Annotated in this window: 22 protein-coding genes, 1 tRNA gene and 3 pseudogenes; 11 read left to right on the top strand and 15 right to left on the bottom strand. The window is 51.8% G+C overall.

Annotated features, from left to right (window positions below; translation table 11 throughout):
- Window positions 1–94: 94 nt before the first annotated feature.
- A pseudogene (locus Q3O06_RS08415) lies at window positions 95–424 on the bottom strand (hypothetical protein); the annotation flags it as partial.
- Between the two features lie 106 nt (window positions 425–530).
- The gene (locus Q3O06_RS08410) at window positions 531–659 is read right to left on the bottom strand and encodes a hypothetical protein (RefSeq protein ID WP_301818409.1); all 129 of its coding nucleotides are present in this window, start codon (window positions 657–659) and stop codon (window positions 531–533) included.
- Here Q3O06_RS08410 and Q3O06_RS08405 point away from each other — a divergent pair.
- On the top strand, window positions 653–844 hold the full coding sequence (locus Q3O06_RS08405; protein ID WP_301818408.1) for a hypothetical protein: 192 nt from the start codon (window positions 653–655) through the stop codon (window positions 842–844). The two genes, Q3O06_RS08410 and Q3O06_RS08405, sit on opposite strands and share 7 nt — an antisense overlap.
- Window positions 845–872: 28 nt before the next feature.
- Here the strand turns inward: Q3O06_RS08405 and Q3O06_RS08400 are convergent, their stop codons facing one another.
- From Q3O06_RS08400 to Q3O06_RS08370, 7 genes are all read right to left on the bottom strand, one after another.
- Window positions 873–1,589: a GntR family transcriptional regulator gene (locus Q3O06_RS08400; protein WP_301818407.1), complete on the bottom strand. Its 717-nt coding sequence runs from the start codon at window positions 1,587–1,589 to the stop codon at window positions 873–875.
- A 417-nt stretch (window positions 1,590–2,006) separates the two neighbouring features.
- A complete protein-coding gene (locus Q3O06_RS08395) occupies window positions 2,007–2,429 on the bottom strand; it encodes an OsmC family protein (protein ID WP_301818406.1) in 423 nt (140 codons plus the stop codon).
- A gap of 117 nt (window positions 2,430–2,546) precedes the next feature.
- Complete coding sequence (locus Q3O06_RS08390) at window positions 2,547–3,218, bottom strand: DUF3108 domain-containing protein (protein ID WP_301818405.1); 672 nt, start codon at window positions 3,216–3,218, stop codon at window positions 2,547–2,549.
- Window positions 3,219–3,233: 15 nt separating this feature from the next.
- The gene (purN, locus tag Q3O06_RS08385) at window positions 3,234–3,860 is read right to left on the bottom strand and encodes a phosphoribosylglycinamide formyltransferase (protein ID WP_301818404.1); all 627 of its coding nucleotides are present in this window, start codon (window positions 3,858–3,860) and stop codon (window positions 3,234–3,236) included.
- Between the two features lie 111 nt (window positions 3,861–3,971).
- On the bottom strand, window positions 3,972–4,790 hold the full coding sequence (locus Q3O06_RS08380; protein WP_301818403.1) for an FKBP-type peptidyl-prolyl cis-trans isomerase: 819 nt from the start codon (window positions 4,788–4,790) through the stop codon (window positions 3,972–3,974).
- 259 nt (window positions 4,791–5,049) lie between these two features.
- Window positions 5,050–5,490, bottom strand: coding sequence for a DNA polymerase III subunit chi (locus Q3O06_RS08375; protein WP_118792327.1), 441 nt, complete (start codon window positions 5,488–5,490; stop codon window positions 5,050–5,052).
- Window positions 5,491–5,552: 62 nt separating this feature from the next.
- Window positions 5,553–6,959: a leucyl aminopeptidase gene (locus tag Q3O06_RS08370; protein ID WP_301818402.1), complete on the bottom strand. Its 1,407-nt coding sequence runs from the start codon at window positions 6,957–6,959 to the stop codon at window positions 5,553–5,555.
- A gap of 158 nt (window positions 6,960–7,117) precedes the next feature.
- On the opposite strand from Q3O06_RS08370, the gene lptF reads away from it, so the two are divergent.
- The 4 genes from lptF (at window position 7,118) to argF (ending at window position 13,232) form a co-directional block, all read left to right on the top strand.
- Entirely contained in the window at window positions 7,118–8,233 is a 1,116-nt protein-coding gene (lptF, locus tag Q3O06_RS08365; RefSeq protein ID WP_301818401.1) for an LPS export ABC transporter permease LptF, read from the top strand.
- On the top strand, window positions 8,230–9,300 hold the full coding sequence (lptG, locus tag Q3O06_RS08360; protein WP_301818400.1) for an LPS export ABC transporter permease LptG: 1,071 nt from the start codon (window positions 8,230–8,232) through the stop codon (window positions 9,298–9,300). The genes lptF and lptG overlap by 4 nt, the downstream gene beginning before the upstream one ends.
- Before the next feature lie 209 nt (window positions 9,301–9,509).
- The gene (gene acnB, locus Q3O06_RS08355; protein WP_301818399.1) at window positions 9,510–12,095 is read left to right on the top strand and encodes a bifunctional aconitate hydratase 2/2-methylisocitrate dehydratase; all 2,586 of its coding nucleotides are present in this window, start codon (window positions 9,510–9,512) and stop codon (window positions 12,093–12,095) included.
- A gap of 141 nt (window positions 12,096–12,236) precedes the next feature.
- Window positions 12,237–13,232, top strand: coding sequence for an ornithine carbamoyltransferase (gene argF, locus Q3O06_RS08350; RefSeq protein ID WP_301818398.1), 996 nt, complete (start codon window positions 12,237–12,239; stop codon window positions 13,230–13,232).
- Between the two features lie 117 nt (window positions 13,233–13,349).
- On the opposite strand, the gene ilvC is transcribed toward argF, so the two are convergent.
- The 6 genes and pseudogenes from ilvC to Q3O06_RS08320 all read right to left on the bottom strand — a co-directional run bounded on the left by ilvC (window position 13,350) and on the right by Q3O06_RS08320 (window position 17,818).
- Window positions 13,350–14,363, bottom strand: a complete 1,014-nt coding sequence (gene ilvC, locus Q3O06_RS08345; RefSeq protein ID WP_002226185.1) for a ketol-acid reductoisomerase — start codon at window positions 14,361–14,363, stop codon at window positions 13,350–13,352.
- A gap of 80 nt (window positions 14,364–14,443) precedes the next feature.
- Window positions 14,444–14,737, bottom strand: a complete 294-nt coding sequence (locus tag Q3O06_RS08340; RefSeq protein ID WP_118792333.1) for a putative quinol monooxygenase — start codon at window positions 14,735–14,737, stop codon at window positions 14,444–14,446.
- A 59-nt stretch (window positions 14,738–14,796) separates the two neighbouring features.
- Window positions 14,797–15,288 carry an acetolactate synthase small subunit gene (gene ilvN, locus Q3O06_RS08335; RefSeq protein WP_118792334.1) on the bottom strand — a complete coding sequence of 164 codons (492 nt, stop codon included), beginning with the start codon at window positions 15,286–15,288 and terminating at the stop codon, window positions 14,797–14,799.
- 10 nt (window positions 15,289–15,298) lie between these two features.
- Entirely contained in the window at window positions 15,299–17,026 is a 1,728-nt protein-coding gene (ilvB, locus tag Q3O06_RS08330) for a biosynthetic-type acetolactate synthase large subunit (RefSeq protein WP_301818397.1), read from the bottom strand.
- A gap of 419 nt (window positions 17,027–17,445) precedes the next feature.
- Window positions 17,446–17,556 (bottom strand): annotated as a pseudogene (locus Q3O06_RS08325) (IS5/IS1182 family transposase); the annotation flags it as partial.
- 177 nt (window positions 17,557–17,733) lie between these two features.
- Window positions 17,734–17,818, bottom strand: a tRNA-Leu gene (locus tag Q3O06_RS08320).
- Between the two features lie 275 nt (window positions 17,819–18,093).
- Here Q3O06_RS08320 and Q3O06_RS08315 point away from each other — a divergent pair.
- The 6 genes and pseudogenes from Q3O06_RS08315 (at window position 18,094) to hisB (ending at window position 23,821) form a co-directional block, all read left to right on the top strand.
- Entirely contained in the window at window positions 18,094–18,747 is a 654-nt protein-coding gene (locus Q3O06_RS08315; RefSeq protein WP_025457746.1) for an SCO family protein, read from the top strand.
- Between the two features lie 78 nt (window positions 18,748–18,825).
- Window positions 18,826–19,479, top strand: coding sequence for an ATP phosphoribosyltransferase (gene hisG, locus Q3O06_RS08310; RefSeq protein WP_301818411.1), 654 nt, complete (start codon window positions 18,826–18,828; stop codon window positions 19,477–19,479).
- Window positions 19,480–19,582: 103 nt separating this feature from the next.
- Window positions 19,583–20,478 (top strand): annotated as a pseudogene (locus Q3O06_RS08305) (LEM-3-like GIY-YIG domain-containing protein).
- The gene (hisD, locus tag Q3O06_RS08300; protein WP_301818395.1) at window positions 20,475–21,764 is read left to right on the top strand and encodes a histidinol dehydrogenase; all 1,290 of its coding nucleotides are present in this window, start codon (window positions 20,475–20,477) and stop codon (window positions 21,762–21,764) included. Before Q3O06_RS08305 ends, hisD begins: the two are co-directional and overlap by 4 nt.
- Window positions 21,765–21,809: 45 nt before the next feature.
- Window positions 21,810–22,907, top strand: a complete 1,098-nt coding sequence (gene hisC / locus Q3O06_RS08295; protein ID WP_301818394.1) for a histidinol-phosphate transaminase — start codon at window positions 21,810–21,812, stop codon at window positions 22,905–22,907.
- Window positions 22,904–23,821, top strand: a complete 918-nt coding sequence (gene hisB, locus Q3O06_RS08290; RefSeq protein ID WP_301818393.1) for an imidazoleglycerol-phosphate dehydratase HisB — start codon at window positions 22,904–22,906, stop codon at window positions 23,819–23,821. The genes hisC and hisB overlap by 4 nt, the downstream gene beginning before the upstream one ends.
- The last annotated feature ends 38 nt before the right edge of the window (window positions 23,822–23,859 follow it).

The raw sequence follows: 23,859 nt of genomic DNA, 5'->3' as shown, positions 1-23,859 counted from the left end.
ACAAGGGAAGACTTACTCGTGGCTGCAACCCTACTAGCTCAAAATTTATTCACACATGGTTACGCTTTGGGGAAATTATGAGGGGATCTCTCAGTACTGAGCTTTCAATTAATTGAACTGAATTCTTTGGCTCAATACCAGCATCAAACTTAAACCCTAACTGACCAAGAGTATGTTTAGGATTAGATTTATAAGTAGTTTCACTAACCGTTTTATCTGGATTTTTAATTTTTATTGAGATAGCTTGAGGAACAGGTATAGAAGACTCTACTCCCTGTCCTTTAGACATACCAAAATCATTCTTTTGATAATTCTTCTGATGATTCTTCGACGCCAACACCGTATCCGGAATCCTGTCCCCCTTCGCAACATTGCCGTTTGCAGGGATACGGATATCCCCCGCACCCGCTAATAAGGGATCGCTTATCTCGCCCCATCAAAGGCTCACTGCTTTTCTTAACTACCTTTTTAACAACCGGGCGAAAAAGCTTTTTATGTCATCAGATAAATTAATATAAATTGATATTTCCTTACCTGTCGAACCCCGCCTTTCGGATGGCGGGATACGGCTTGGTTCGGAAAACCGACGATTGGTGCGGCACGCGGTTTGTTCCCGATGTGCGCCCCGCGTATTGGAACGCATCGGCATCAAATGCCATATTCCCCTGCCCTTACGCCTGGCTGCCCGCAACATCTGCACGCCATATCCGATGCCTTGCCCCATTCGGGAAGCCATACCCCGATTGCGGCAAAATGCGGGTCGATGCCGTCTGACCACTGCGGGGCCGCATTTCGGCTTCAGACGGCATCAGGTTCGCCATTAAAAAACCGCCTGAACATCTGATTCAGACGGTTTTCTCTCCATTAGGCATTCAATCCTCCAAGGTCCGCTCCAAGCGTTCCATACAGTTGCCCAAATGGCGGCGCAGGATTTTGACCACGCGGTTGCGCCTGCCCGCCAGCAGCAGGTCGAGGATTTCGCGGTGTTCGGAATGCGTGTGCGTATTGATGGCGTGTTTTTCCTCGCGATGCACGCCCGCCACGGCGACAATCAGGGAAGACCGCGCGCACAGCGTGTTCATAATGTCGAACAGCACATCGTTGCCCACCAGGCGCGCCAGTTCGACGTGGAAGGCATTGGACAGGCGATTCCAGCCGACGCGGTCTCCTCTGCCGGAAGCCTCTTCTTCGCGCCTTATCATCGCATAAAGCGGCTTGAGGCGCGTTTCCAAATCCGGCAGGTCGGCGAGGATATTCAAAATCATCGTCTCCATTTCGATGCGCGCATTGAACACATCCTGCATTTCTTTCAAATCGGGAACGTGGACGAACGCGCCCCTGTTGGGTTGCAAATCGACAATCTTGTCGTGCGCCAAAAGCGACAGCGCGCCGCGGACGGTGTTGCGCGAACACACCATCTGACGGCAAAGTTCGGATTCGGTCAGCTTTTTGCCGGGCAGCAGCACCTGATCGGTAATGCCGTCCAAAATCAGGGCGTAAACACGGAACAGTTCCGAATCGTGCCGCTCTTCGAGAATCAGGGAAGACGTGGTCGGCGCATGGATAATGTCGTCGTTTTCAAAGTTCATGATGTTTTCCGTATTTTTACGCTTTCAAGTTTTTTAAGATGTTTTAAGACGGCTGTGTTTCAAATCGTGTCGGAGAAATTAAAGTATTACACAAATTTATTTTAATTCAACAAATTAATATATGGCTTAAAATAACGAGATACCCGCCTTCCGCCCGCCCGCAGAAGCAGGCGGGCACCATTTTAAAACGCGGCATTTAAAATTTGACCGAAAATTGTTGACAATCCGGAATCAAGCCTGCACAATACCCCGACAAGTCCAAGTATTATAAAGGCTGAATAAAGAGGAAACAGCAGGCAGATATATTCGGGAGGTGCAGTCCGAATATATCTGCTTTTTTATGCACTTCCGACTTATCCGCCATTCCTTTTCCTTTCAGACGGCATCGGATATTTTCCTCATGATGCCGTCTGATACTTATTTCTCCGCCTCGACAGTTTCAAAACTATGGGTAATCTTTGCCGCTTTGCCCAACATAATCGAGGCCGAACAGTATTTTTCGGCAGACATCTGAACGGCGCGCTCAATGGCCGATTCTTTCAAATCATGTCCGATTACCTTGAAATGAATGTGGATTTCAGTAAACACGCGCGGCGCATCGTCTGCCCGTTTCGCCGTTACCGTCGCACGGCAGTCAGTTACTTTCTGACGCTGTTTTTCGGCAATCATCACCACATCGATACTCGAACAACCCGCCACGCCCAACAGCAGCATTTCCAAAGGGCTGGGTCCGCGCCTGACCGCACCTTCCGCCGCCGAACCCTCCATAACGACGCTGTGCCCGCCTTCCGCCGTGCCGACAAAGCACATTCCGTCTATCCATTTTGATGTAACCTGCATAGTGTCATTCCTGAAAATAGCGTTAAAACCGCCCTGCATATGGCGTTATTGTAAACAATTTCAAGCGGCTTATACAGAAATATGGACAAAACGGCAAAAAACCGCCCGAAAACCGGTTTACGGTTTGGCGGCCTGGCCGTTGATCTGCACCGATTTGAGCTTCAGCGTATAGGTTTTGCCGTCGTCGGTATAGCCGATTTGTGCCGGAATATTGTTCAGGGACGGTGCGAAGAAATACGTTACCGTATCGTCGCCGCGCCGCACCCGATATTTGACGACTTCGGTTTCCACGCCGCCTATGCTGTATTTTCCCGTACCCGCCTTATTCAGACCGCCGACGGAATAAAGTTTTTTACCGTTGGTGATTTTCAGACCCGGGGGGAGTTTCGCGTCATTTGCCGCCAACTGCCAGGCAAGCGTGAACAAATCCATAGCCTTGGGGCTTTGCTCGGTTTTGCTCTCGCCCGCTTTGCCGTAGGTTACGCTGCCGTCGGCGAATTTGGCTTCCGCATACAGTTTGCCCCTGCGTATGTCTTTATAGTAGGCGGGGTGCAGGGTATTGCCGGCAACCGTACCGCCGGACTCGAAACGGATATTGTATAGCGGCACTTTAATCGTCGAAACGATTTTGTAAGCATTGCCGCTGCGTTCAAATGTCATCGTAGCGGGAATGCCGTAGCTGCCGGAATAGTGCAGCACGGCGGATTGGGGCAGCCCTGCCGCATACGCGCACGGCAGGGCGGCGGACAAAATGGCGGCGGAAAATATATTTTTAAAAGTCTTCATCATTTGCTCCCGCCCGGTTTACGCCGTTAGAAAACGGGCGGCATCGGCGCTTTCCGAATTTCTGACGCGGTTTCCCTCGATAATCAGGCGGCCGGCGGCAAAATCGGCAACGGCTTTCGGATAGAGTCTGTGTTCGACAGCCAAAACCCGGGCGGCAACATCGTCTGCCGTATCACCGTCGAGTATCGGCACAACCCCTTGCGACACAATCGGGCCGCAATCCAGTTCGGCAGTAACGAAATGAATCGTACAGCCGGCAACGCGGCAACCTGCCTCCAAAGCACGTTCATGCGTATGAAGCCCGGTAAACGAAGGAAGGATGGACGGATGGATGTTCATCAGCCTGCCTTCGTAATGGGCGCAGAACTCGGGAGTCAGAATCCGCATAAAACCTGCCAAAACCACCAAGTCGGGTTGATATGCGTCGATTTTTTCCATCATGGTCGTATCGAAGGCAAGTCGTGATTCAAAGTTTTTATGATTCAGGCTGTCGGTCGGAATACCCTGACCGGCCGCCCATTTCAGTCCTTCCGCCGTTTCGCTGTTGCTTAACACGGCAGCGATATGGACATTTGGAACGGCGGCATTGACGATGGCTTGCATGTTGCTGCCGCGCCCTGAAATCAGAATGACAATCTTCTTCATATGGGTGTACTTTTTGGAGTGTGCACCGCCTGCTTCCTACGCTTGATGCGCAATTCAGACGGCATTGACCGTAAAAATGCCCGAAAACCTGTTTCGGGCATGGATTCGGACTTAATTTACTTTTTTGATGTCGACTTGTGCCGGCTGTTGGGCAGGTGCATTTTCGGGTGCACCAACCTTAACCAGTTTCACATCAAATACCAAAGTAGAGTTCGGACCGATTTTTTCGCCCGCACCCTGTTCGCGGTAGGCAAGGTTGGACGGAATGTAGAACGTGGCTTCGCCGCCTTCTTTCAGGAGTTGAACGCCTTCGGTCCAACCCGGAATCACTTGGCTTAATGGGAAGGTTGCCGGACCGCCGTTGGCTTTGCTGCTGTCGAATACGGTACCGTCAATCAGGCGGCCTTCGTATTCCACGGTAACGATGTCGTCTTTTGTCGGCTGTTTGCCTTCACCCTGTTTGGTGATTTTGTACTGCAAACCGGAAGCAGTAGTCTTCACGCCGTCTTTGGCGGCATTTTCCTTCAGGAAGGCTTCGCCTTTTTCTTTATTGGCCTTCGCGTCCGCCTTGTGTTTTTCTACGGCTTTTGCCTGTTGTTCCTGAAGGAATTTCATCATGACTTCCTGAGCCTGCTCTTCGGTCATTTTGATTTCTTTGCCGTCATACACTGCCTGCATGGCTTCGGTAAAGACTTTCAAATCGATTTCCGCGCCCTGTTCCTTCATTTGTTTCAGGGAGCGTCCGATGTCCACGCCCATCGCGTAGCTTGCCTGCTGCATCGTGCTGCCGATTGAAGAGGTGTCGCCCTGCGCGGCAGAAGCGGCGGCAGGTTCGGATGCGGATGCGGGTACGTTTTCTTTTTTGCCGCAGGCGGAAAGTGCCAAAGCGGCGGAAAGGGTCAGTGCGCTGATTTTGAAAATTGTGTTCATGATGGATCTTCGCTGTCGATAAGGTCGGAAAAACGGGATTATAGCCGAGTTTGAATGTTTCAACACACAGGACGACACATAAAGCGTCAATCTGTGTGCTGCCCTGTTTTGGAAGGGATTGAACCTTCCCAAATAAGGTCTGATTCTACCGCCCCGAAGGACAGATGTCCAAGTGGCGGGGTTCAACCGATAAGGAAATTTTAATCAAATAGAATCAAGCCTGTTTAAATTTTGTAAATGTGGCATTTCAGACGGCATTTCATGCCTTGCCCTCCATGCCGTGATGTTCGATGGCAAAACCGCTTCGGCGGTAGGCGGCAAAGCGTTCGCGCGCGTCGGCGAGCTCTTCCAGGCTGTTGCCGACGATTTCAAGGATGCGTTCCGGCAATACGGGCGCGGTGTCCCAAAAATCATCCGATAAATTAAGAACCGTCATATCTTCCGCAATTTCGGGAATGCTGCCGCCTGCCGCCAGCAAAACCGGCGTATCCTCCGGCATCGGACACCCCGCCTCCCAAATTTCGTGCGGAATGAAACTCTCGGCTTCGTATTGCCAAAGCATTTTGTCCAATTCCTGAAGCCGCCCGAACGAATCGGACCACACCAGTATCCTGCCGCCGTCCCGAATCGCACGGGCAATCAGGCGGCAGGTGAAAATCGGAACTTGGGCAACGTGCGTGTAAAAGGTGGCTTTCGGCATATTGTTTGAGCATTTGACAGGATGATGCCGTCTGAAAGGCTTCAGACGGCATTTTGGCAAAATTAAAGATTCCGCAGATAGTTCAGCAGCAGGGGAACGGGGCGGCCGGTCGCGCCTTTTTCCGCACCGGATTTCCACGCCGTACCCGCGATGTCAAGGTGTGCCCACGGGTAGCCTTCGGTGAAGTAAGACAGGAAGGTGGCGGCGGTAATCGTGCCTGCACCCGGCGTGCCGATATTGGGGATGTCGGCGAAGTTGGATTTGAGCTGGTCTTTGTAGGTCTCAAAGAGCGGCAGTTGCCATGCTTTGTCGTCCACGTTACGGGAAGCGGCGAGCAGGCTGTCGACCAAATCCTGATTGTTGCCCATCACGCCGCTGACATCGTGCCCCAAGGCGACGATGCACGCGCCGGTCAGGGTGGCGACATCGATGACGGCTTTGGGTTTGAACTGTTCGGCGTAAGTGAGCGCGTCGCACAAAATCAGACGACCTTCGGCATCGGTGTTCAACACTTCAATCGTCAGGCCTTTCATGCTTTTCACGACGTCGCCCGGTTTGTTTGCCGCGCCGGAAGGCATGTTTTCACAAGTGGCGACGACGGCGATGAGGTTGATCGGCAGTTGCAGTTTGACGGCGGCGCAGAAGGTACTGATGACGGTTGCCGCGCCACACATATCGAACTTCATTTCGTCCATATTCAGGCCGGGTTTGAGGGAAATGCCGCCGGTGTCGAAGGTAATGCCTTTGCCGACCAATACCACAGGCGCGGCTTCTTTGTCGGCCGCACCGAAATAGCTCAGTTCGACCAAATATGGGGCTTCGACACTGCCTTTGGCGACAGACCAGAACGAACCCATGTTTTCTTTGATGTAGTCTTTTTCAATGATTTTGGCGTGTGCGCCCAATTTTTCGGCTTCGGCTTTGGCGGTACGCGCTAAAAATTCGGGCGTGCATTCGTTGGGCGCTGCATTGCCCAAATCGCGGCAGAGGCTTTGTCCGTAAACCTGCGCTTCGGCGACGAGCAGGGCTTCTTTGACGGCGGCTTCGTGTGCAGTGTGGAACACGGCTTGCGAGAACTTGGCGGGCTTGGCTTCTTTTTTGTAGCGGTCGAAACGGTAGGCGGCATTACCGAACGCGATGGCAAACGCTTCGGCAACGGCGGCGGCTTGCGCTTCTTCAAAGGCGTGAACGTCCACATTGACCGTTTCTTGATTTTGCGCCCATTTGGCGGCTTCGGCTGCGGCTTTATTCAATGCGGCGCGGTCGGTTTTTTCGAGGCGGGCGACGGCGACTGCCTGCAAACCGTTGTCCGTCGGGATTTTGGTGTCGGCGAAATTTTGACCTTCTTCAAGCGAAGACAAAAGGGCAAGGGCGGTCGGGTGGTTTAATTGCGCCTCTTCGGAGCAGACAAATAATTGCGCACCTGCCTGTTGAGCCTGCAAAGTTTCGGCTTTTGTGCTAAATTTCACGTTTATTCTCCTGATTGGAACGGTTGTCGGTTATTCAGACGGCCTGTTGACCAACCGTCCGAACAGATGAAAATCATTGTACTCCATTTGTGTCATGCCGTCTGAAGCCTTATGAATAAATATAGGTTTCCCATAAACCGTAGACCACGCTCAATCTTATGATTTACCAAAGAAACCTGATTAAAGAACTTTCCTTTACCGCCGTCGGCATTTTCGTCGTCCTCTTGGCGGTACTGGTTTCCACACAGGCCATCAACCTGCTCGGGCGCGCCGCCGACGGGCGCGTCGCCATCGATGCCGTGTTGGCATTGGTCGGCTTCTGGGTAATCGGCATGACCCCGCTGTTGCTGGTGTTGACCGCATTTATCAGTACGCTGACCGTATTGACCCGCTACTGGCGTGACAGCGAGATGTCGGTCTGGCTCTCCTGCGGATTGGCGTTGAAACAATGGATACGCCCGGTCATGCAGTTTGCCGTGCCGTTTGCCATTTTGATTGCCGTCATGCAGCTTTGGGTGATGCCGTGGGCAGAGTTGCGCAGCCGTGAATATGCCGAAATTTTGAAGCAGAAGCAGGAATTGTCTTTGGTGGAAGCCGGCGAGTTCAATAACTTGGGCAAGCGCAACGGCAGGGTTTATTTTGTCGAAACCTTCGATACCGAATCCGGCATCATGAAAAACCTGTTCCTGCGCGAGCAGGATAAAAACGGCAACGACAACATCGTTTTTGCCAAAGAGGGCAATTTTTCGCTGACCGACAACAAACGCACGCTTGAATTGCGCGACGGCTACCGTTACAGCGGTACGCCCGGCAAAGCCGATTACAACCGCGTTTCTTTCCAACACCTCAGCCTGATTATCAGCACTACGCCCAAACTCATCGACCCTGTTTCACACCGCCGCACCATCCCGACCGCCCAACTGATTGGCAGCAGCAATCCCCAACACCAAGCGGAATTAATGTGGCGTATTTCCTTGACCGTCAGCGTTTTGTTACTGTGCCTGCTTGCCGTGCCGCTTTCCTATTTCAATCCGCGCAGCGGCCACACCTACAATATCTTGATTGCCATCGGTTTGTTTTTGGTTTACCAAAACGGGCTGACCTTCCTGCGCAATGCCGTGGAAGACGGCAAAATCCATTTCTGGCTCGGACTGCTGCCCATGCACATCATCATGTTTGTGATTGCCGTCGTCCTGCTGCGCGTGCGCAGTATGCCTAGCCAACCCTTCTGGCAGGCGGTTGCCAAAAGTCTGACATTGAAAGGCGGAAAATGAACCTGATTTCACGTTACATCATCCGTCAAATGGCGGTTATGGCGGTTTACGCCCTTCTTGCCTTCCTCGCTTTGTACAGCTTTTTTGAAATCATCAACGAAGTCGGCGATCTTGGAAAAGGCAGCTATAACGGCGCAAAATTGGGGCAGTATGTTTTAATGCAGATGCCTGCGCGCGCGTATGAACTGATGCCGCTTGCCGTTTTGATCGGCGGCCTGATTTCCCTCAGCCAACTGGCTTCCGGCAGCGAACTGACCGTTATCAAAGCCAGCGGCATGAGCACCAAAAAGCTGCTGTTGATTCTGTCGCAGTTCGGTTTGATTTTCGCTATTGCTACCGTTGCCCTCGGCGAATGGGTTGCCCCCACGCTGAGTCAAAAAGCCGAAAACATCAAAGCCGCCGCCATCAACGGCAAAATCAGTACCGGCAATACCGGCCTTTGGCTGAAAGAAAAAAACAGTATTATCAACGTGCGCGAAATGTTGCCCGACCATACGCTTTTGGGCATCAAAATTTGGCAGCGCAACGATAAAAACGAACTGACCCAAGCGGCAGAAGCCGAATCCGCCGTTTTAAACAACGACGGCAGTTGGCAGTTGAAAAACATCCGCCGCAGCATATTGGGCGAAGATAAAGTCGAGGTTTCTACTGCCACAGAGGAAAACTGGTCGATTTCCGTCAAGCGCAACCTGATGGACGTATTGCTCGTCAAGCCCGACCAAATGTCTGTCGGCGAATTGACCACCTACATCGACCATCTGGAAAAAAACAACCAAAATACCCAAGTCTATGCCATCGCATGGTGGCGCAAGCTGGTGTATCCCGTAGCCGCATGGGTGATGGCGCTTGTTGCCTTCGCCTTTACGCCGCAAACCACCCGCCACGGCAATATGGGCTTGAAACTCTTCGGCGGTATCTGCCTCGGTTTGCTGTTCCACTTTGCCGGACGGCTCTTCGGCTTTACCAGCCAACTCTACGGCGTCCCACCCTTCCTTGCCGGCGCACTGCCCACCATAGCCTTCGCCCTGCTCGCCGTTTGGCTGATACGCAGGCAGGAAAAACGTTAAAAACATGCCGTCTGAACTTCTTTTCAGACGGCATTCGTTTTCATTGACATGTCCATACCGACAGATAGTCAAGCTCTATTATATCGGGCAATATAACAGTTCCATTTTTGTTAAAACTGGTCTATGATAGCAATGTAAATATTGTTTACAATCTTTAACGCAAATCATTTGCAACAGACAGAAGAAAAACAGAAAAAAGGAACAAAGAGATGTTAGAAGCCTATCGTAAAGCCGCCGCCGAGCGCGCCGCCCTCGGTATCCCCGCCCTCCCTTTGAACGCGCAGCAAACCGCCGATTTGGTTGAGCTGCTGAAAAACCCGCCCGCAGGCGAAGGTGAGTTCTTGGTCGAACTGCTTGCCCACCGTGTTCCGCCCGGTGTGGACGATGCCGCAAAAGTCAAAGCCTCATTCCTGGCTGCCGTTGCCGAAGGCAGCGCGTCCAGCCCGCTGGTTTCCCCCGAATATGCGACCGAACTCTTAGGTACGATGCTTGGCGGTTACAATATTCACACCTTAATCGAACTCTTGGACGAGGACAAACTCGCGCCTATTGCCGCCAAAGGCTTGAAACATACGCTTCTGATGTTCGATTCTTTCCACGACGTTCAGGAAAAAGCCGAAAAAGGCAACAAATACGCGCAAGAAGTTTTGCAATCTTGGGCGGATGCCGAATGGTTTACCTCACGCGCCAAAGTTCCCGAAAAAATCACCGTTACCGTCTTCAAAGTCGACGGTGAAACCAATACAGACGACCTCTCTCCTGCACCTGATGCATGGAGCCGTCCTGATATCCCTCTGCACGCGCTGGCGATGTTGAAAAACCCGCGCGACGGTATCACACCTGACAAACCAGGCGAAGTCGGTCCGATTAAATTGTTGGAAGAACTCAAAGCCAAAGGCCATCCGGTTGCTTACGTTGGCGACGTGGTCGGTACCGGTTCTTCACGTAAATCCGCGACCAACTCCGTGATTTGGCATACCGGCGAAGATATTCCGTTCGTACCGAACAAACGTTTCGGCGGCGTATGCCTGGGTGGCAAAATTGCTCCTATTTTCTTCAATACTCAAGAAGACTCCGGCGCATTGCCGATTGAAGTCGATGTATCTGCTCTGAAAATGGGCGATGTCGTCGATATCCTGCCTTATGAAGGCAAAATCGTGAAAAACGGCGAAACCGTTGCCGAATTCAGCCTGAAATCACAAGTATTGCTGGATGAAGTGCAAGCCGGTGGCCGTATCAACCTGATTATCGGTCGCGGCCTGACTGCCAAAGCACGCGAAGCATTGAAACTGCCTGCTTCTACCGAATTCCGTCTGCCTCAAGCACCTGCCGAAAGCAAAGCCGGTTTCACGTTGGCCCAAAAAATGGTTGGTCGCGCCTGCGGTTTGCCGGAAGGCAAAGGCGTGCGTCCGGGTACTTACTGCGAACCACGCATGACTACTGTTGGTTCGCAAGATACTACCGGTCCGATGACTCGCGACGAATTGAAAGACCTGGCTTGCTTGGGCTTCTCAGCAGATATGGTGATGCAGTCTTTCTGTCACACCGCCGCTTATCCGAAACCCGTTGATGTGAAAACCCATAAAGAATTGCCTGCTTTCATCTCTACCCGTGGCGGTGTATCCCTGCGTCCGGGCGATGGTGTGATTCACTCATGGCTCAACCGTCTGTTGCTGCCTGATACAGTGGGTACCGGCGGCGACAGCCACACCCGTTTCCCTATCGGTATTTCCTTCCCTGCCGGTTCCGGCTTGGTTGCTTTTGCAGCAGCCACCGGCGTGATGCCACTCGATATGCCTGAGTCCGTATTGGTACGCTTCAGCGGCAAACTGCAACCGGGCGTAACCCTGCGTGACTTGGTGAACGCCATTCCGCTTTACGCGATTAAACAAGGTTTGCTCACCGTCGCCAAAGCCGGTAAGAAAAACATCTTCTCCGGCCGCATCCTCGAAATCGAAGGTCTGCCTGACTTGAAAGTGGAACAAGCCTTTGAATTGACCGACGCATCCGCCGAACGCTCCGCCGCCGGCTGTACCGTGAAGCTCAACAAAGAGCCGATTATCGAGTACATGAAATCCAACGTCGTGTTGATGAAAAACATGATTGCCAACGGCTATCAAGATCCGCGCACTTTGGAACGCCGCATCAAAGCTATGGAAAAATGGCTGGCAAATCCCGAGTTGCTCGAAGCGGATAAAGATGCCGAATACGCCGCCGTGATTGAAATCAACATGGATGACATTAAAGAGCCGATTATTGCCTGCCCGAACGACCCTGATGACGTGTGCTTCATGTCTGAACGCTCCGGCACCAAAATCGACGAAGTGTTCATCGGTTCGTGCATGACCAACATCGGCCACTTCCGCGCTGCTTCCAAACTCTTGGAAGGCAAGAGCGACATCCCCGTCCGCTTGTGGGTAGCACCGCCAACCAAAATGGACGCGAAAGAGTTGTCCGACGAAGGCCACTACGGTGTGCTCGGCCGTGCAGGCGCGCGTATGGAAATGCCGGGTTGCTCATTGTGTATGGGTAACCAAGCCCAAGTACACGAAGGCGCAACCGTCATGTCCACTTCGACCCGCAACTTCCCGAACCGCTTGGGTAAAAACACCTTCGTTTACCTCGGCTCGGCTGAGTTGGCGGCAATCTGCTCCAAACTGGGCAAAATCCCGACCGTTGAAGAATACCAAGCCAACATCAGCATCATCAACGAGCAAGGCGATCAGATCTACCGCTATATGAACTTCAACGAAATCGACAGCTACAACGAAGTAGCCGAAACCGTGAATGTTTGATCCCCGTCATCCGTATGAAGTAAGGGATTGACCGCAATGCCGTCTGAACAACCTTCAGACGGCATTGCAACATTCCGCTAACCCTTCTTTCCGCAAACGCTGCAAATACGGCGTTCACTCCCCCACATAAAGGAAACGACAGTGAACCTGAAAAACCGCCACTTCTTGAAACTCTTAGACTTCACACCGGAAGAAATCACCGCCTACCTCGACCTTGCCGCCGAATTGAAAGCCGCCAAAAAAGCAGGGCGAGAGATTCAGCAGATGAAAGGGAAAAACATCGCCCTGATTTTTGAAAAAACATCCACACGCACACGCTGCGCGTTTGAAGTCGCCGCACGCGATCAAGGCGCGGGTGCAACCTATCTGGAACCGTCTGCCAGCCAAATCGGGCACAAAGAAAGCATCAAAGACACGGCGCGCGTCTTGGGCAGGATGTACGATGCCATCGAATATCGCGGCTTCGGTCAGGAAATTGTTGAAGAATTGGCGAAATACGCCGGCGTGCCCGTATTCAACGGTCTGACCAACGAGTTCCACCCCACTCAAATGCTTGCCGACGCGCTGACCATGCACGAACATAGCAGCAAACCTTTGAACCAAACCGCGTTTGCCTACGTCGGCGACGCGCGTTACAACATGGGCAATTCCCTGCTGATTTTAGGGGCAAAATTGGGGATGGACGTGCGTATCGGCGCACCGCAAAGCCTGTGGCCATCTGAAGGCATTATCGCCGCCGCACACGCCGTCGCCAAAGAAACTGGAGCAAAAATTACCCTGACCGAAAACGCGCATGAAGCCGTCAAAGGTGTCGGTTTCATTCATACTGACGTATGGGTCAGCATGGGCGAGCCGAAAGAAGTCTGGCAGGAACGCATCGATTTGCTGAAAGATTACCGCGTTACGCCCGAACTGATGGCGGCATCGGACAATCCGCAAGTCAAATTCATGCACTGCCTGCCCGCCTTCCACAACCGCGAAACCAAAGTCGGCGAATGGATTTACGAAACCTTCGGACTGAACGGTGTGGAAGTTACAGAAGAAGTATTCGAAAGCCCCGCCAGCATCGTGTTTGATCAGGCGGAAAACCGTATGCACACGATTAAAGCGGTAATGGTCGCGGCTCTGGGCGACTGACAAAACTGTACCTGTTTAAATTCATCCGCAACACAGATGCCGTCTGAACACGATGTTCAGACGGCATCCATATAAAAACTGCCTACACAATGTGTAGGCAGTCCCGTTTGAAAACAATCAGTTTTTGTCTTGATCAACCAATTTGTTGGCAGTAATCCAAGGCATCATGGCACGCAGTTGTGCGCCGACTTTTTCAACTTGGTGGTCGGCATTCAAACGGCGGCGGGCAGTCATAGATGCGTAGTTTACATTACCCTCTTGGATAAACATTTTTGCGTATTCGCCGGTTTGGATGCGTTTCAGAGCATTGCGCATGGCTTCTTTGCTGGAAGCATTGACCACTTCAGGGCCAGTAACGTATTCGCCGTACTCCGCATTGTTGGAAATGGAGTAGTTCATGTTCGCAATACCGCCTTCGAAGATTAAGTCGACGATTAATTTCATTTCGTGCAGACATTCGAAGTAAGCCATTTCAGGTGCATAACCTGCTTCAGTCAAAGTTTCAAAACCGGCCTTAATCAATTCGACCACACCGCCGCACAACACCGCTTGCTCGCCGAACAGGTCGGTTTCGGTTTCTTCGCGGAAAGTGGTTTCAATCACACCGCCTTTGGTGCCGCCGTTGGCAGCCGCATAAGACAGGGCGATGTCTTTGGCTTTGCCGGAATTGTCTTGGTAAACGGCAATCAGAGAAGGCACGCCGCCGCCGCGTTTGTATTCACTGCGTACGGTATGGCCCGGACCTTTGGGGGCAACCATAATCACGTCCAAGTCGGCACGCGGAACGATTTGGTTGTAGTGCACGTTGAAGCCGTGTGCAAATGCCAGCGTTGCGCCTTCTTTCAGATTGGCTGCAACTTCTGCGTGATAGACGGCAGGCATGGTTTCGTCAGGCAGCAGCAGCATAACGACATCGGCTTCTTTGGTCGCTTCAGCAACAGTTTTGACGACATGGCCGGCTGCTTCGGCTTTTTTCCAAGAAGAACCTTGGCGCAGACCGATCACCACGTTTACACCCGAATCTTTCAGGTTGGCGGCATGGGCATGACCTTGCGAACCGTAACCGATGATGGCAACGGTTTTGCCTTTGATCAGGGACAGATCGGCATCTTTATCGTAATAGACTTGCATTTGATTTCCTTTAAGGTAAATGGTTGTCGAAGCCTTAATAATGTTGAGCGGCTTCGGACGGGTTAAACAGAGTGTGCCGCTTAAGCGGCAACTTCATTCATCAATACGATTTCCAACGCTTCGGTTTTGCCGTCAACGGACTGGACGAAGGCTTGGAAATGCGCGCTGGCGTTATGTTCGTCAATAGCTGCTTGGGATTTCCAATTTTCCACGAAAACAAAACGGTTCGGTTTGCCGATTTCCTGATGGAGATCGTAGCTGATGTTGCCCTCTTCCGCGCGGCTGGCTTTGACCAGGCTTTGGAACAAGGGTTTCAGCGTTTCCGTGTATTCGGGTTTAACAGTAACCAGTGCGACGATTTTAATGTTTGACATCAATCTCTCCTACCGCTTTGTTTTTCAGACGGCATATTGCCGTCTGAAAAACGGTGGTATTAAATTTTCAAGATACGCTCGCCGCGGCCGATGCCGGCTGCGCCTGTACGTACGGTTTCCAAAATCTGGGCGCGTCCGACAGTTTCGAGGAAAGAGTCGAGTTTGTCGGTTGAGCCTGTGATTTCGATGGTGTAGCTGCGGTCGGTTACATCGATGATGCTGCCACGGTAGATTTCTGTCAGGCGTAAAAATTCGTCGCGGTCTTTGCCGACGGCGCGGACTTTTACCAGCATCAATTCGCGTTCGACAAAACGGCTTTCGTTCAAATCGACCACTTTAATCACCTCAATCAATTTATTGAGTTGCTTGGTGATTTGTTCGATAACATGCTCGTCGCCATGAGTAACGATGGTCATGCGTGAAAGCGTTTTGTCCTCGGTCGGGGCTACCGCCAAGGAATCGATGTTGTAGTCGCGAGCTGAGAAAAGACCGACCACGCGGCTCATCGCACCTGATTCGTTTTCGATCAGAACAGATAAGATATGTCGCATTTGCCTCTCCTTACGCCTTTCCGTCCGCACGCATATGCGGCGGAAGTACCATTTCGTCCAAACCTTTGCCGTTGCCGACCATGGGCATCACATTCTGTTTCTGGTCGGTCAGGAAGTCGATAAACACCAGCCTGTCTTTTTGGTTCAATGCCTCCAACAACGCACCTTCCACATCAGACTTCTTGTCCACGCGGATACCGATATGGCCGTATGCCTCGGCAAGTTTGACGAAATCGGGCAAAGAATCGAAATAGGTTTCCGACTCTCGTCCGCCGTAATATATTTCCTGCCACTGGCGTACCATACCGAGATAACCGTTGTTCAGCGTAATGACGTTAACCGGAATCCGATATTGGAAACAGGTGGACAACTCTTGGATGTTCATCTGGATCGAGCCGTCGCCGGTAATACAGAATACGTCTTGATCCGGGGCAGCAAGTTTCGCACCAATCGCATAAGGCAGACCTACGCCCATCGTACCCAAACCGCCGGAATTGAGCCATTGGCGCGGACGTTCGAAGGGATAATATTGAGCCGCAAACATTTGATGCTGCCCTACATCCGATGTGATGATTGCCGAATTGCCGGTAATCTCGGCAAGCTTCTGAATCACATATTGGGGCTTGATAATTTCGCTGCCATTGTCAAACCACAAGCAATCGCGGGAACGCCATTCCTCTATGGTTTTCCACCATTTGCCCAAAGCATCTTCAGACGGCATGGACTCTTGTTTTTGCCACAGCGCAACCATCTCGGACAAAACGTTTTTCACGTCGCCGACAATCGGAATGTCCACCTTCACGCGTTTGGCGATGCTGGAAGGGTCGACATCGATATGGATAACCTTCTTCGCCTTCTCGAAAAATTTGGACGGTACGGAAACCACACGGTCGTCAAAACGCGCACCTACGGCAAGAACGACATCAGCATTCTGCATGGCAAGGTTTGCCTCGTAAGTACCGTGCATACCGAGCATACCGAGGAATTGGCGGTCGCTGGAAGGATAAGCACCCAAGCCCATCAGTGTACCCGTGCACGGAGCACCCGTCATTCGGACAAATCGGGTCAGCTCTTCAGAAGCATTACCCAACACCACGCCGCCGCCAAAATAGACGACCGGACGTTTGGCAGATGCCAACATCTGCACGGCCTTTTTAATCTGACCGATATGCCCTTGAACAACCGGTTGATACGAACGGATAAAAATGTCTTCCTGAGGATAGCTGAATTTCGCCATCGCCTGCGTAACATCTTTCGGGACATCGACCACCACGGGTCCCGGCCGGCCGCTTGCGGCAATTTGGAATGCCTTTTTAATGGTTTCCGCCAACTCATTGATGTCCGTAACCAGGAAATTGTGTTTGACGCACGGACGGGTAATGCCCACCGTATCAACTTCTTGGAACGCATCCGTACCAATCAGGGAATTGCCTACCTGTCCGCTGATGACCACCATCGGAATCGAATCCGTATAGGCAGTAGCAATACCGGTCAGCGCATTGGTAACGCCCGGGCCGGATGTAACCAATGCCACGCCCACCTTACCGCTGACGCGCGCATACGCATCTGCCGCGTGTACTGCCGCCTGCTCATGGCGGGTAAGAATGTGTTTGAATTTATTGAGTTGGAACAGGGCATCGTAGATTTCGATAACCGCACCGCCGGGATAACCGAAAACGTACTCGATGCCTTCGGCTTTGAGACTCTGCACTATGATTTGTGCGCCTGATAACTGCATAACGACCTCTTTTATACGGTTTCAAACCAATAGGGACAAACCGCTTTGCCACAGCACCTGTAATGCAATTCCACCAAGCAGCGATTTAGGGTACGCGCATTGGAAGAACACGGCAACAGACGGATTATCCAATCAATTGGAAAGGAACACAGAGTTTGTGAAAAAGAGTAGAAACGATAACGCAAACCGACAGTTCAATCAAGAAAAATCTTTCATCTTTTAATATTTTTTGAAGACGGAGAAATTATTGATTGATTTTAAAAGAATAAAATCAGGAGCGCCTTTTTTGAAAGATGGGAATTGTTGACAGTTTGCATGAGGGCAGATGTGAAAAAACCCTTCTTCGGTATCAAGAATTTTAAAATTTACAGGGTTTCATCCCAATTAAAGACTCGGGATATTGATTGAACTTGATTTTATAGTGGATTAACTTTAAACCAGTACGGCGTTGCCTCGCCTTGCCGTACTATTTGTACTGTCTGCGGCTTCGTCGCCTTGTCCTGATTTAAATTTAATCCACTATATTTTTGATATATCAAAAATATTCCCAACCATACTTCCTGAAAATAGCTCATTGCACCGGACTGTATTGGGCGGCATTGACAGAACCAAGAGGGCTAACAACGACTTAAGATATTGATTGTATTTAGTCTTATCTATTCCAGTAAACAGCAATAGACAAAAAAATAACCGCTATAAAGCGGTTGTGGTGCCCAGGGTCGGACTCGAACCGACACACCTTGCGGCGGGGGATTTTGAGTCCCCTGCGTCTACCAATTTCGCCACCTGGGCTGGTGAAGAAGTCGCCATTATAATGGCTTTTGAGATTCTGTAAACCTTTTTTTGAAATTATTTTATCTGTTTTTATTTTATTTTTGATTTTAAATAGAATTTTTATTATTTTAATCTTACTGTGCTTTCCGCTTCAAAGCATTCTGTATGATTCGGCAATTCCTGCCGTACAGACAATGTAAAAAATACTACATTAAATCTGCCAAACGCGTTAAGATGGAAATATTCAAATTCCGTACGAATCAGGTTTTTCTATTTATTCTTGGGAGATTGTCATGTTTTCTGTACCGCGTTCCTTTTTGCTGGGCGTTTTCGCACTTGCCTCGCTTGCCGCCTGCAAACCTCAAGACAACAGTGCGGCGCAAGCCGCTTCTTCAAGTGCATCCGCGCCGGCTGCGGAAAATGCGGCAAAACCGCAAACACGCGGTACGGATATGCGTAAGGAAGACATCGGCGGCGATTTCACGCTGACCGACGGCGAAGGCAAGCCTTTCAGCCTGAGCGATTTGAAAGGCAAGGTCGTGATTCTGTCTTTCGGTTATACGCACTGTCCCGATGTCTGCCCCACCGAGCTGCTGACTTATAGCGACACGTTGAAGCAGTTGGGCGATCGGGCTAAAGATGTGAAAGTGGTGTTCGTCAGTATCGACCCCGAGCGCGATACGCCCGAAATCATCGGCAAATATGCCAAGCAGTTCAATCCGGACTTTATCGGTCTGACGGCAACGGGCGGCCAAAGCCTGCCGGTTGTCAAACAGCAATACCGCGTGGTTTCTGCCAAAGTCAATCAAAAAGAAGACGGCGAAAACTATTTGGTCGACCACTCTTCCGGTGCGTATCTCATCGACAAAAACGGTGAGGTTGCCATTTTCTCGCCTTACGGAAGCGAGCCGGAAACGATTGCCGCCGATGTAAGGACCCTGCTCTGATAAAACCGTATGCCGTCTGAACCGCCGATGCCTGTTCAGACGGCATTATTGTTTCAACCGACAAAGGACATCCAAACCATGCAGGATAATGCTTTGACCATCGCCTTATCCAAAGGGCGCATTTTTGAGGAGACGCTGCCGCTGCTTGCCGCTGCCGGCATTGTTCCGACTGAAGAGCCCGAAAAATCGCGCAAGCTGATTATCGGGACGAACCATGAAAACATCCGCCTTGTCATTGTCCGCGCAACCGATGTGCCGACTTATGTCCGCTACGGTGCGGCGGACTTCGGCATTGCGGGCAAAGACGTGCTGATCGAACACGGCGGCTCCGGGCTTTACCGGCCTTTGGATTTGGAGATTGCCAAGTGCCGCATGATGGTTGCTGTGCGTAAAGGGTTTGATTACGAAGCAGCTTCGCAACCCGGATGCCGTCTGAAGATTGCCACGAAGTATCCTGAAATCGCGGCATCTCATTTTGCCGGCAAGGGTGTCCATGTGGACATTATCAAACTGTACGGCTCGATGGAACTTGCGCCGCTGGTCGGCTTGAGCGATGCGATTGTGGACTTGGTTTCGACGGGCAACACCTTGAAGGCAAACGGCTTGGAAGCAGTCGAACACATCGTCAACATTTCCAGCTACCTGGTAGTCAACAAGGCTGCTTTAAAAACGAAATACGCACTGCTGGAGCCGATTATTCAGGCGTTCAGCGGCGCAGTGAAGGCGAAGTGAGCATTCATTTGAATAAAGATGCGTTTTCAGACGACCCTATCCGTTCCCGCCGACAGGTCGTCTGAAAATATCACCGGCAGTAAACTGTATAGGAGAAGTTAAAATGGTTGCAAAAATAAAAAAATTCTCAGATTCAACCCTTTCCGTTTTGAATAACGGCGAGCGTCGATTTTATGTCTATTGTCTGACCGACCTGAAAAAAGACAAAATCCTCTACATCGGAAAAGGCTGCGGTAATCGTATCTTCGAGCATGAATGGGTTGCTAGTCGTTCACAAGATCCAGTCTCCGGCGAGATTATCGATCGGAAACTCAAAGCCATCTCCAAATGCAAGAAACTCGGTCGCTATATCATCAGCTATCATCTGACTGAAGTCGAAGCGCTCGCCGCCGAATCTGCCTTAATTCATTTTGTTAAATCTGTCTTGGGTAAAAAACTCAAAAATAAAATTGCCGGGCATGGTCCGGGTGGTATTAGTGTAGAAGAGCTAGATCGCCGCTTTGGATTCTCTTCTCTCCCACTTAACGAGATTAACCCCGACGGGCTGATTCTCGCCGTCAAAATCCATGATGCTTTCGATTTAGATACTGACGAAGAATTAGACTACCATTTCAACAACCGAGACGATGCAAACCTTAAATCGCGTACCTTAGGCAACTGGTGGCTCAATAAAGATGCCGCCTCCAAAGTGAAATACGTTATCGGCGTTCACACCGGTCTGCAAAACGCTGTTGTTAGCGCATACGAAGTGGACGGTTTTGAAACAATGATTGGTGAAAGCAAAAACGGCAGACCACAAACCCGTTACCGCTTCCATACCATCTCGCACAGCGAAGACGTATTAGCCAAACTCGGCCTGCAACAAAAATGCCTACCCGAATTGAAGTTTGCCAGCAGGGGAGAAAAGGCTTATATCAGACCCAAAACAGAGGCAGAAACTGAACAAGAGAATATTCAGACGACCCCAGTCCAAAAATAAAAAAGGAGAACAAATCATGAAAAAACTCAACACATTATCTGCAAATTTCCAAGCCAGACTCAAAGCCCTGCTGGCTTTTGAAACCGCGCAAAACCCCGAAACCGAACGCATCGTCGCCGACATTTGCGCCGACGTGCAAAAGCGCGGCGATGCGGCTTTAATTGAATACACCAACAAATTCGATCAGACAAACGCTAAAAGCATCGATGATTTAATACTCACGCAAGCCGATTTGAAAGCCGCGTTCGAGCGCATTCCGAACGACGTTCAGACGGCATTGCGGATTGCCGCCCGCCGTGTCGAAAGCTACCACCAACGCCAAAAAATGGAATCGTGGAGCTACACCGACGAAGACGGCACGCTGTTGGGGCAACAGATTACCCCGCTTGACCGCGTCGGTATTTACGTCCCCGGCGGCAAGGCGGCATATCCGAGTTCCGTCATCATGAACGCGATGCCCGCCCACGTCGCAGGCGTGAAAGAAATCATTATGGTCGTACCGACACCGAAAGGCGAACGCAACGACATCGTGCTTGCCGCCGCATACGTCGCCGGCGTAACCAAAGTCTTCACCGTCGGCGGCGCGCAAGCCATCGCCGCCCTCGCCTATGGCACGGAAACCATCCCCCAAGTCGATAAAATCACCGGCCCGGGCAACGCCTTCGTCGCCGCCGCCAAACGCCGCGTGTTCGGCGTGGTCGGCATCGACATGGTGGCGGGGCCGTCTGAAATTTTGGTCATCGCCGACGGCACGACACCTGCCGATTGGGTGGCGATGGATTTGTTCAGCCAGGCCGAACACGACGAAATTGCCCAAGCCATCTTAATCGGCACGTCGCAAGCGTATCTCGACAAAGTAGAAGCCGCCATGAACCGCCTGATCGAAACCATGCCGCGCCGCGACATCATCGAAGCCTCACTCGGCAACAGGGGCGCGATGATACTCGCCAAAGACTTGGACGAAGCCTGCGAAATCGCCAACTACATTTCCCCCGAACACTTGGAACTGTCAGTCGAAAACCCGCAGGAATGGGCGAAAAAAATCCGCCACGCAGGCGCGATTTTCATGGGACGCTACACTAGCGAAAGCCTCGGCGACTACTGCGCCGGCCCAAACCATGTGCTGCCCACCAGCCGCACCGCCCGCTTTTCCTCGCCGCTGGGTACTTACGACTTCCAAAAACGTTCCAGCCTGATTCAGGTTTCGGAACAGGGTGCGCAAAAATTAGGCGAAACCGCCAGCGTGCTGGCACACGGCGAAAGCCTGACCGCCCACGCCCGCGCGGCAGAGTTCCGTATGAAATAATGCCGAAACGGTGTACAGGCATATTCCAACCATTAAGGAAACACGATGAAATCCGTCCGACACCTCATCCGCGACGACATACGGGCTATGTCGGCATATCAGATTGCCGACGTTCCGCCCGGCTTTGCCAAACTCGATGCGATGGAAAGCCCCGCCCATCCTTTTGAGGGGCACGAAGCCCTGATGCGGGAATGGCGGGCGCAACTGGCATCCGCCCCCATCCACCTCTATCCCGACCCCGCAAAGAGCGGTTTGCAGGAAGCATTGCGTTCGGCGTTCGACATCCCTGACTGCGCCGCCGTCGCCTTAGGCAACGGTTCGGACGAGCTGATACAGTTCATCACCATGCTGACTGCCAAACCGGGCGCGGCAATGTTGGCAGCCGAACCCGGTTTCGTCATGTACCGCCACAACGCCGCCCTTTACGGTATGGATTATGTCGGCATTCCATTGAACGGAGATTTCACCCTCAACCTGCCCGCCGTCCTCGAAGCCGTCAGGAAGCACCGCCCTGCCCTGACCTTTATCGCCTATCCGAACAACCCGACCGGCGTATGTTTCACGCGTGCCGAAATCGAAGCCGTCATCAAAGCTTCAGACGGCATCGTCGTCGTCGATGAAGCCTACGGTGCCTTCAACGGCGACAGCTTCCTGCCTCAGGCAGGCAGGATTCCCAACCTGATAGTCTTACGCACCCTCAGCAAAATCGGTTTTGCCGGACTGCGTATCGGTTATGCGGCAGGCTGTCCCGAAGTCATCGGCGAACTGCAAAAAATCCTGCCGCCCTACAATATGAACCAACTGAGCCTGACCACCGCCAAACTCGCCCTGCAACACTACGGCATCATCTCTGCCAACATCGACAGCCTGAAAAACGAACGCGAACGGATGTTCGCCGAATTGGGCAAAATATGCCGTCTGAACGCCTTTCCAAGTCAGGCAAACTTCATTACCATACGCGTACCCGATGCAGACATCCTGTTTGACACGTTCACACAAAACCGCATCCTGGTCAAAAAACTGCACGGCGCACACCCGCTTTTGGAACACTGCCTGCGTATTACCGTAGGCAGCCCCGCACAAAACGATGCCGTTCTCGACATCATCCGCCAACTTTACTGCCAACCAACGGATTTCCTATGAATTTGACTAAAACACAACGCCACCTGAACAACTTCCTGACCCTAGTCCAAGAAGCAGGTTCACTGTCCAAGCTCGCCAAACTCTGCGGCTACCGCACCCCCGTCTCACTTTACAAACTCAAACAACGCCTTGAAAAGCAGGCAGAAGACCCCGACGCGCGCGGCATCCGTCCCAGCCTGATGGCAAAACTCGAAAAACACACCGGCAAACCCAAAGGCTGGCTCGACAGAAAACACCACGAACGCACTGTCCCCGAAACCGCCGCAGAAAGCACCGGAACTGCCGAAACCCAAATTGCCGAAACCGCATCCGCTGCCGGCTGCCGCAGCGTTACCGTCAACCGCAATACCTGCGAAACCCAAATCACCGTCTCCATCAACCTCGACGGAAGCGGCAAAGCCAAACTAGACACCGGCGTTCCCTTCCTCGAACACATGATCGACCAAATCGCCCGCCACGGCATGATCGACATCGACATCAGCTGCAAAGGCGACCTGCACATCGACGACCACCACACCGTCGAAGACATCGGCATCACACTCGGACAGGCAATCCGGCAGGCACTCGGAGACAAAAAAGGCATCCGCCGTTACGGACACGCCTACGTCCCGCTCGACGAAGCCCTCAGCCGCGTCGTCATCGACCTTTCCGGCCGCCCCGGACTCGTGTACAACATCGAATTTACCCGCGCCCTGATTGGAAAATTCGATGTCGATTTGTTTGAAGAATTTTTCCACGGCATCATCAACCACAGTATGATGACCCTGCACATCGACAACCTCAGCGGCAAAAACGCCCACCATCAGGCGGAAACCGTATTCAAAGCCTTCGGGCGCGCCCTGCGTATGGCAGTCGAACACGACCCTAGGATGGCAGGGCAGACCCCGTCGACCAAAGGCACGCTGACCGCATAACACCCAAAAACAGGCCGTCTGAAGCGCAGAAAGCCTTC

Source organism: Neisseria maigaei, from assembly GCF_958267405.1.
Lineage (GTDB): Bacteria > Pseudomonadota > Gammaproteobacteria > Burkholderiales > Neisseriaceae > Neisseria > Neisseria bergeri.
Note: the sequence above shows the minus strand (reverse complement) of the source record. Positions and strands in the feature narration are given on the sequence as shown.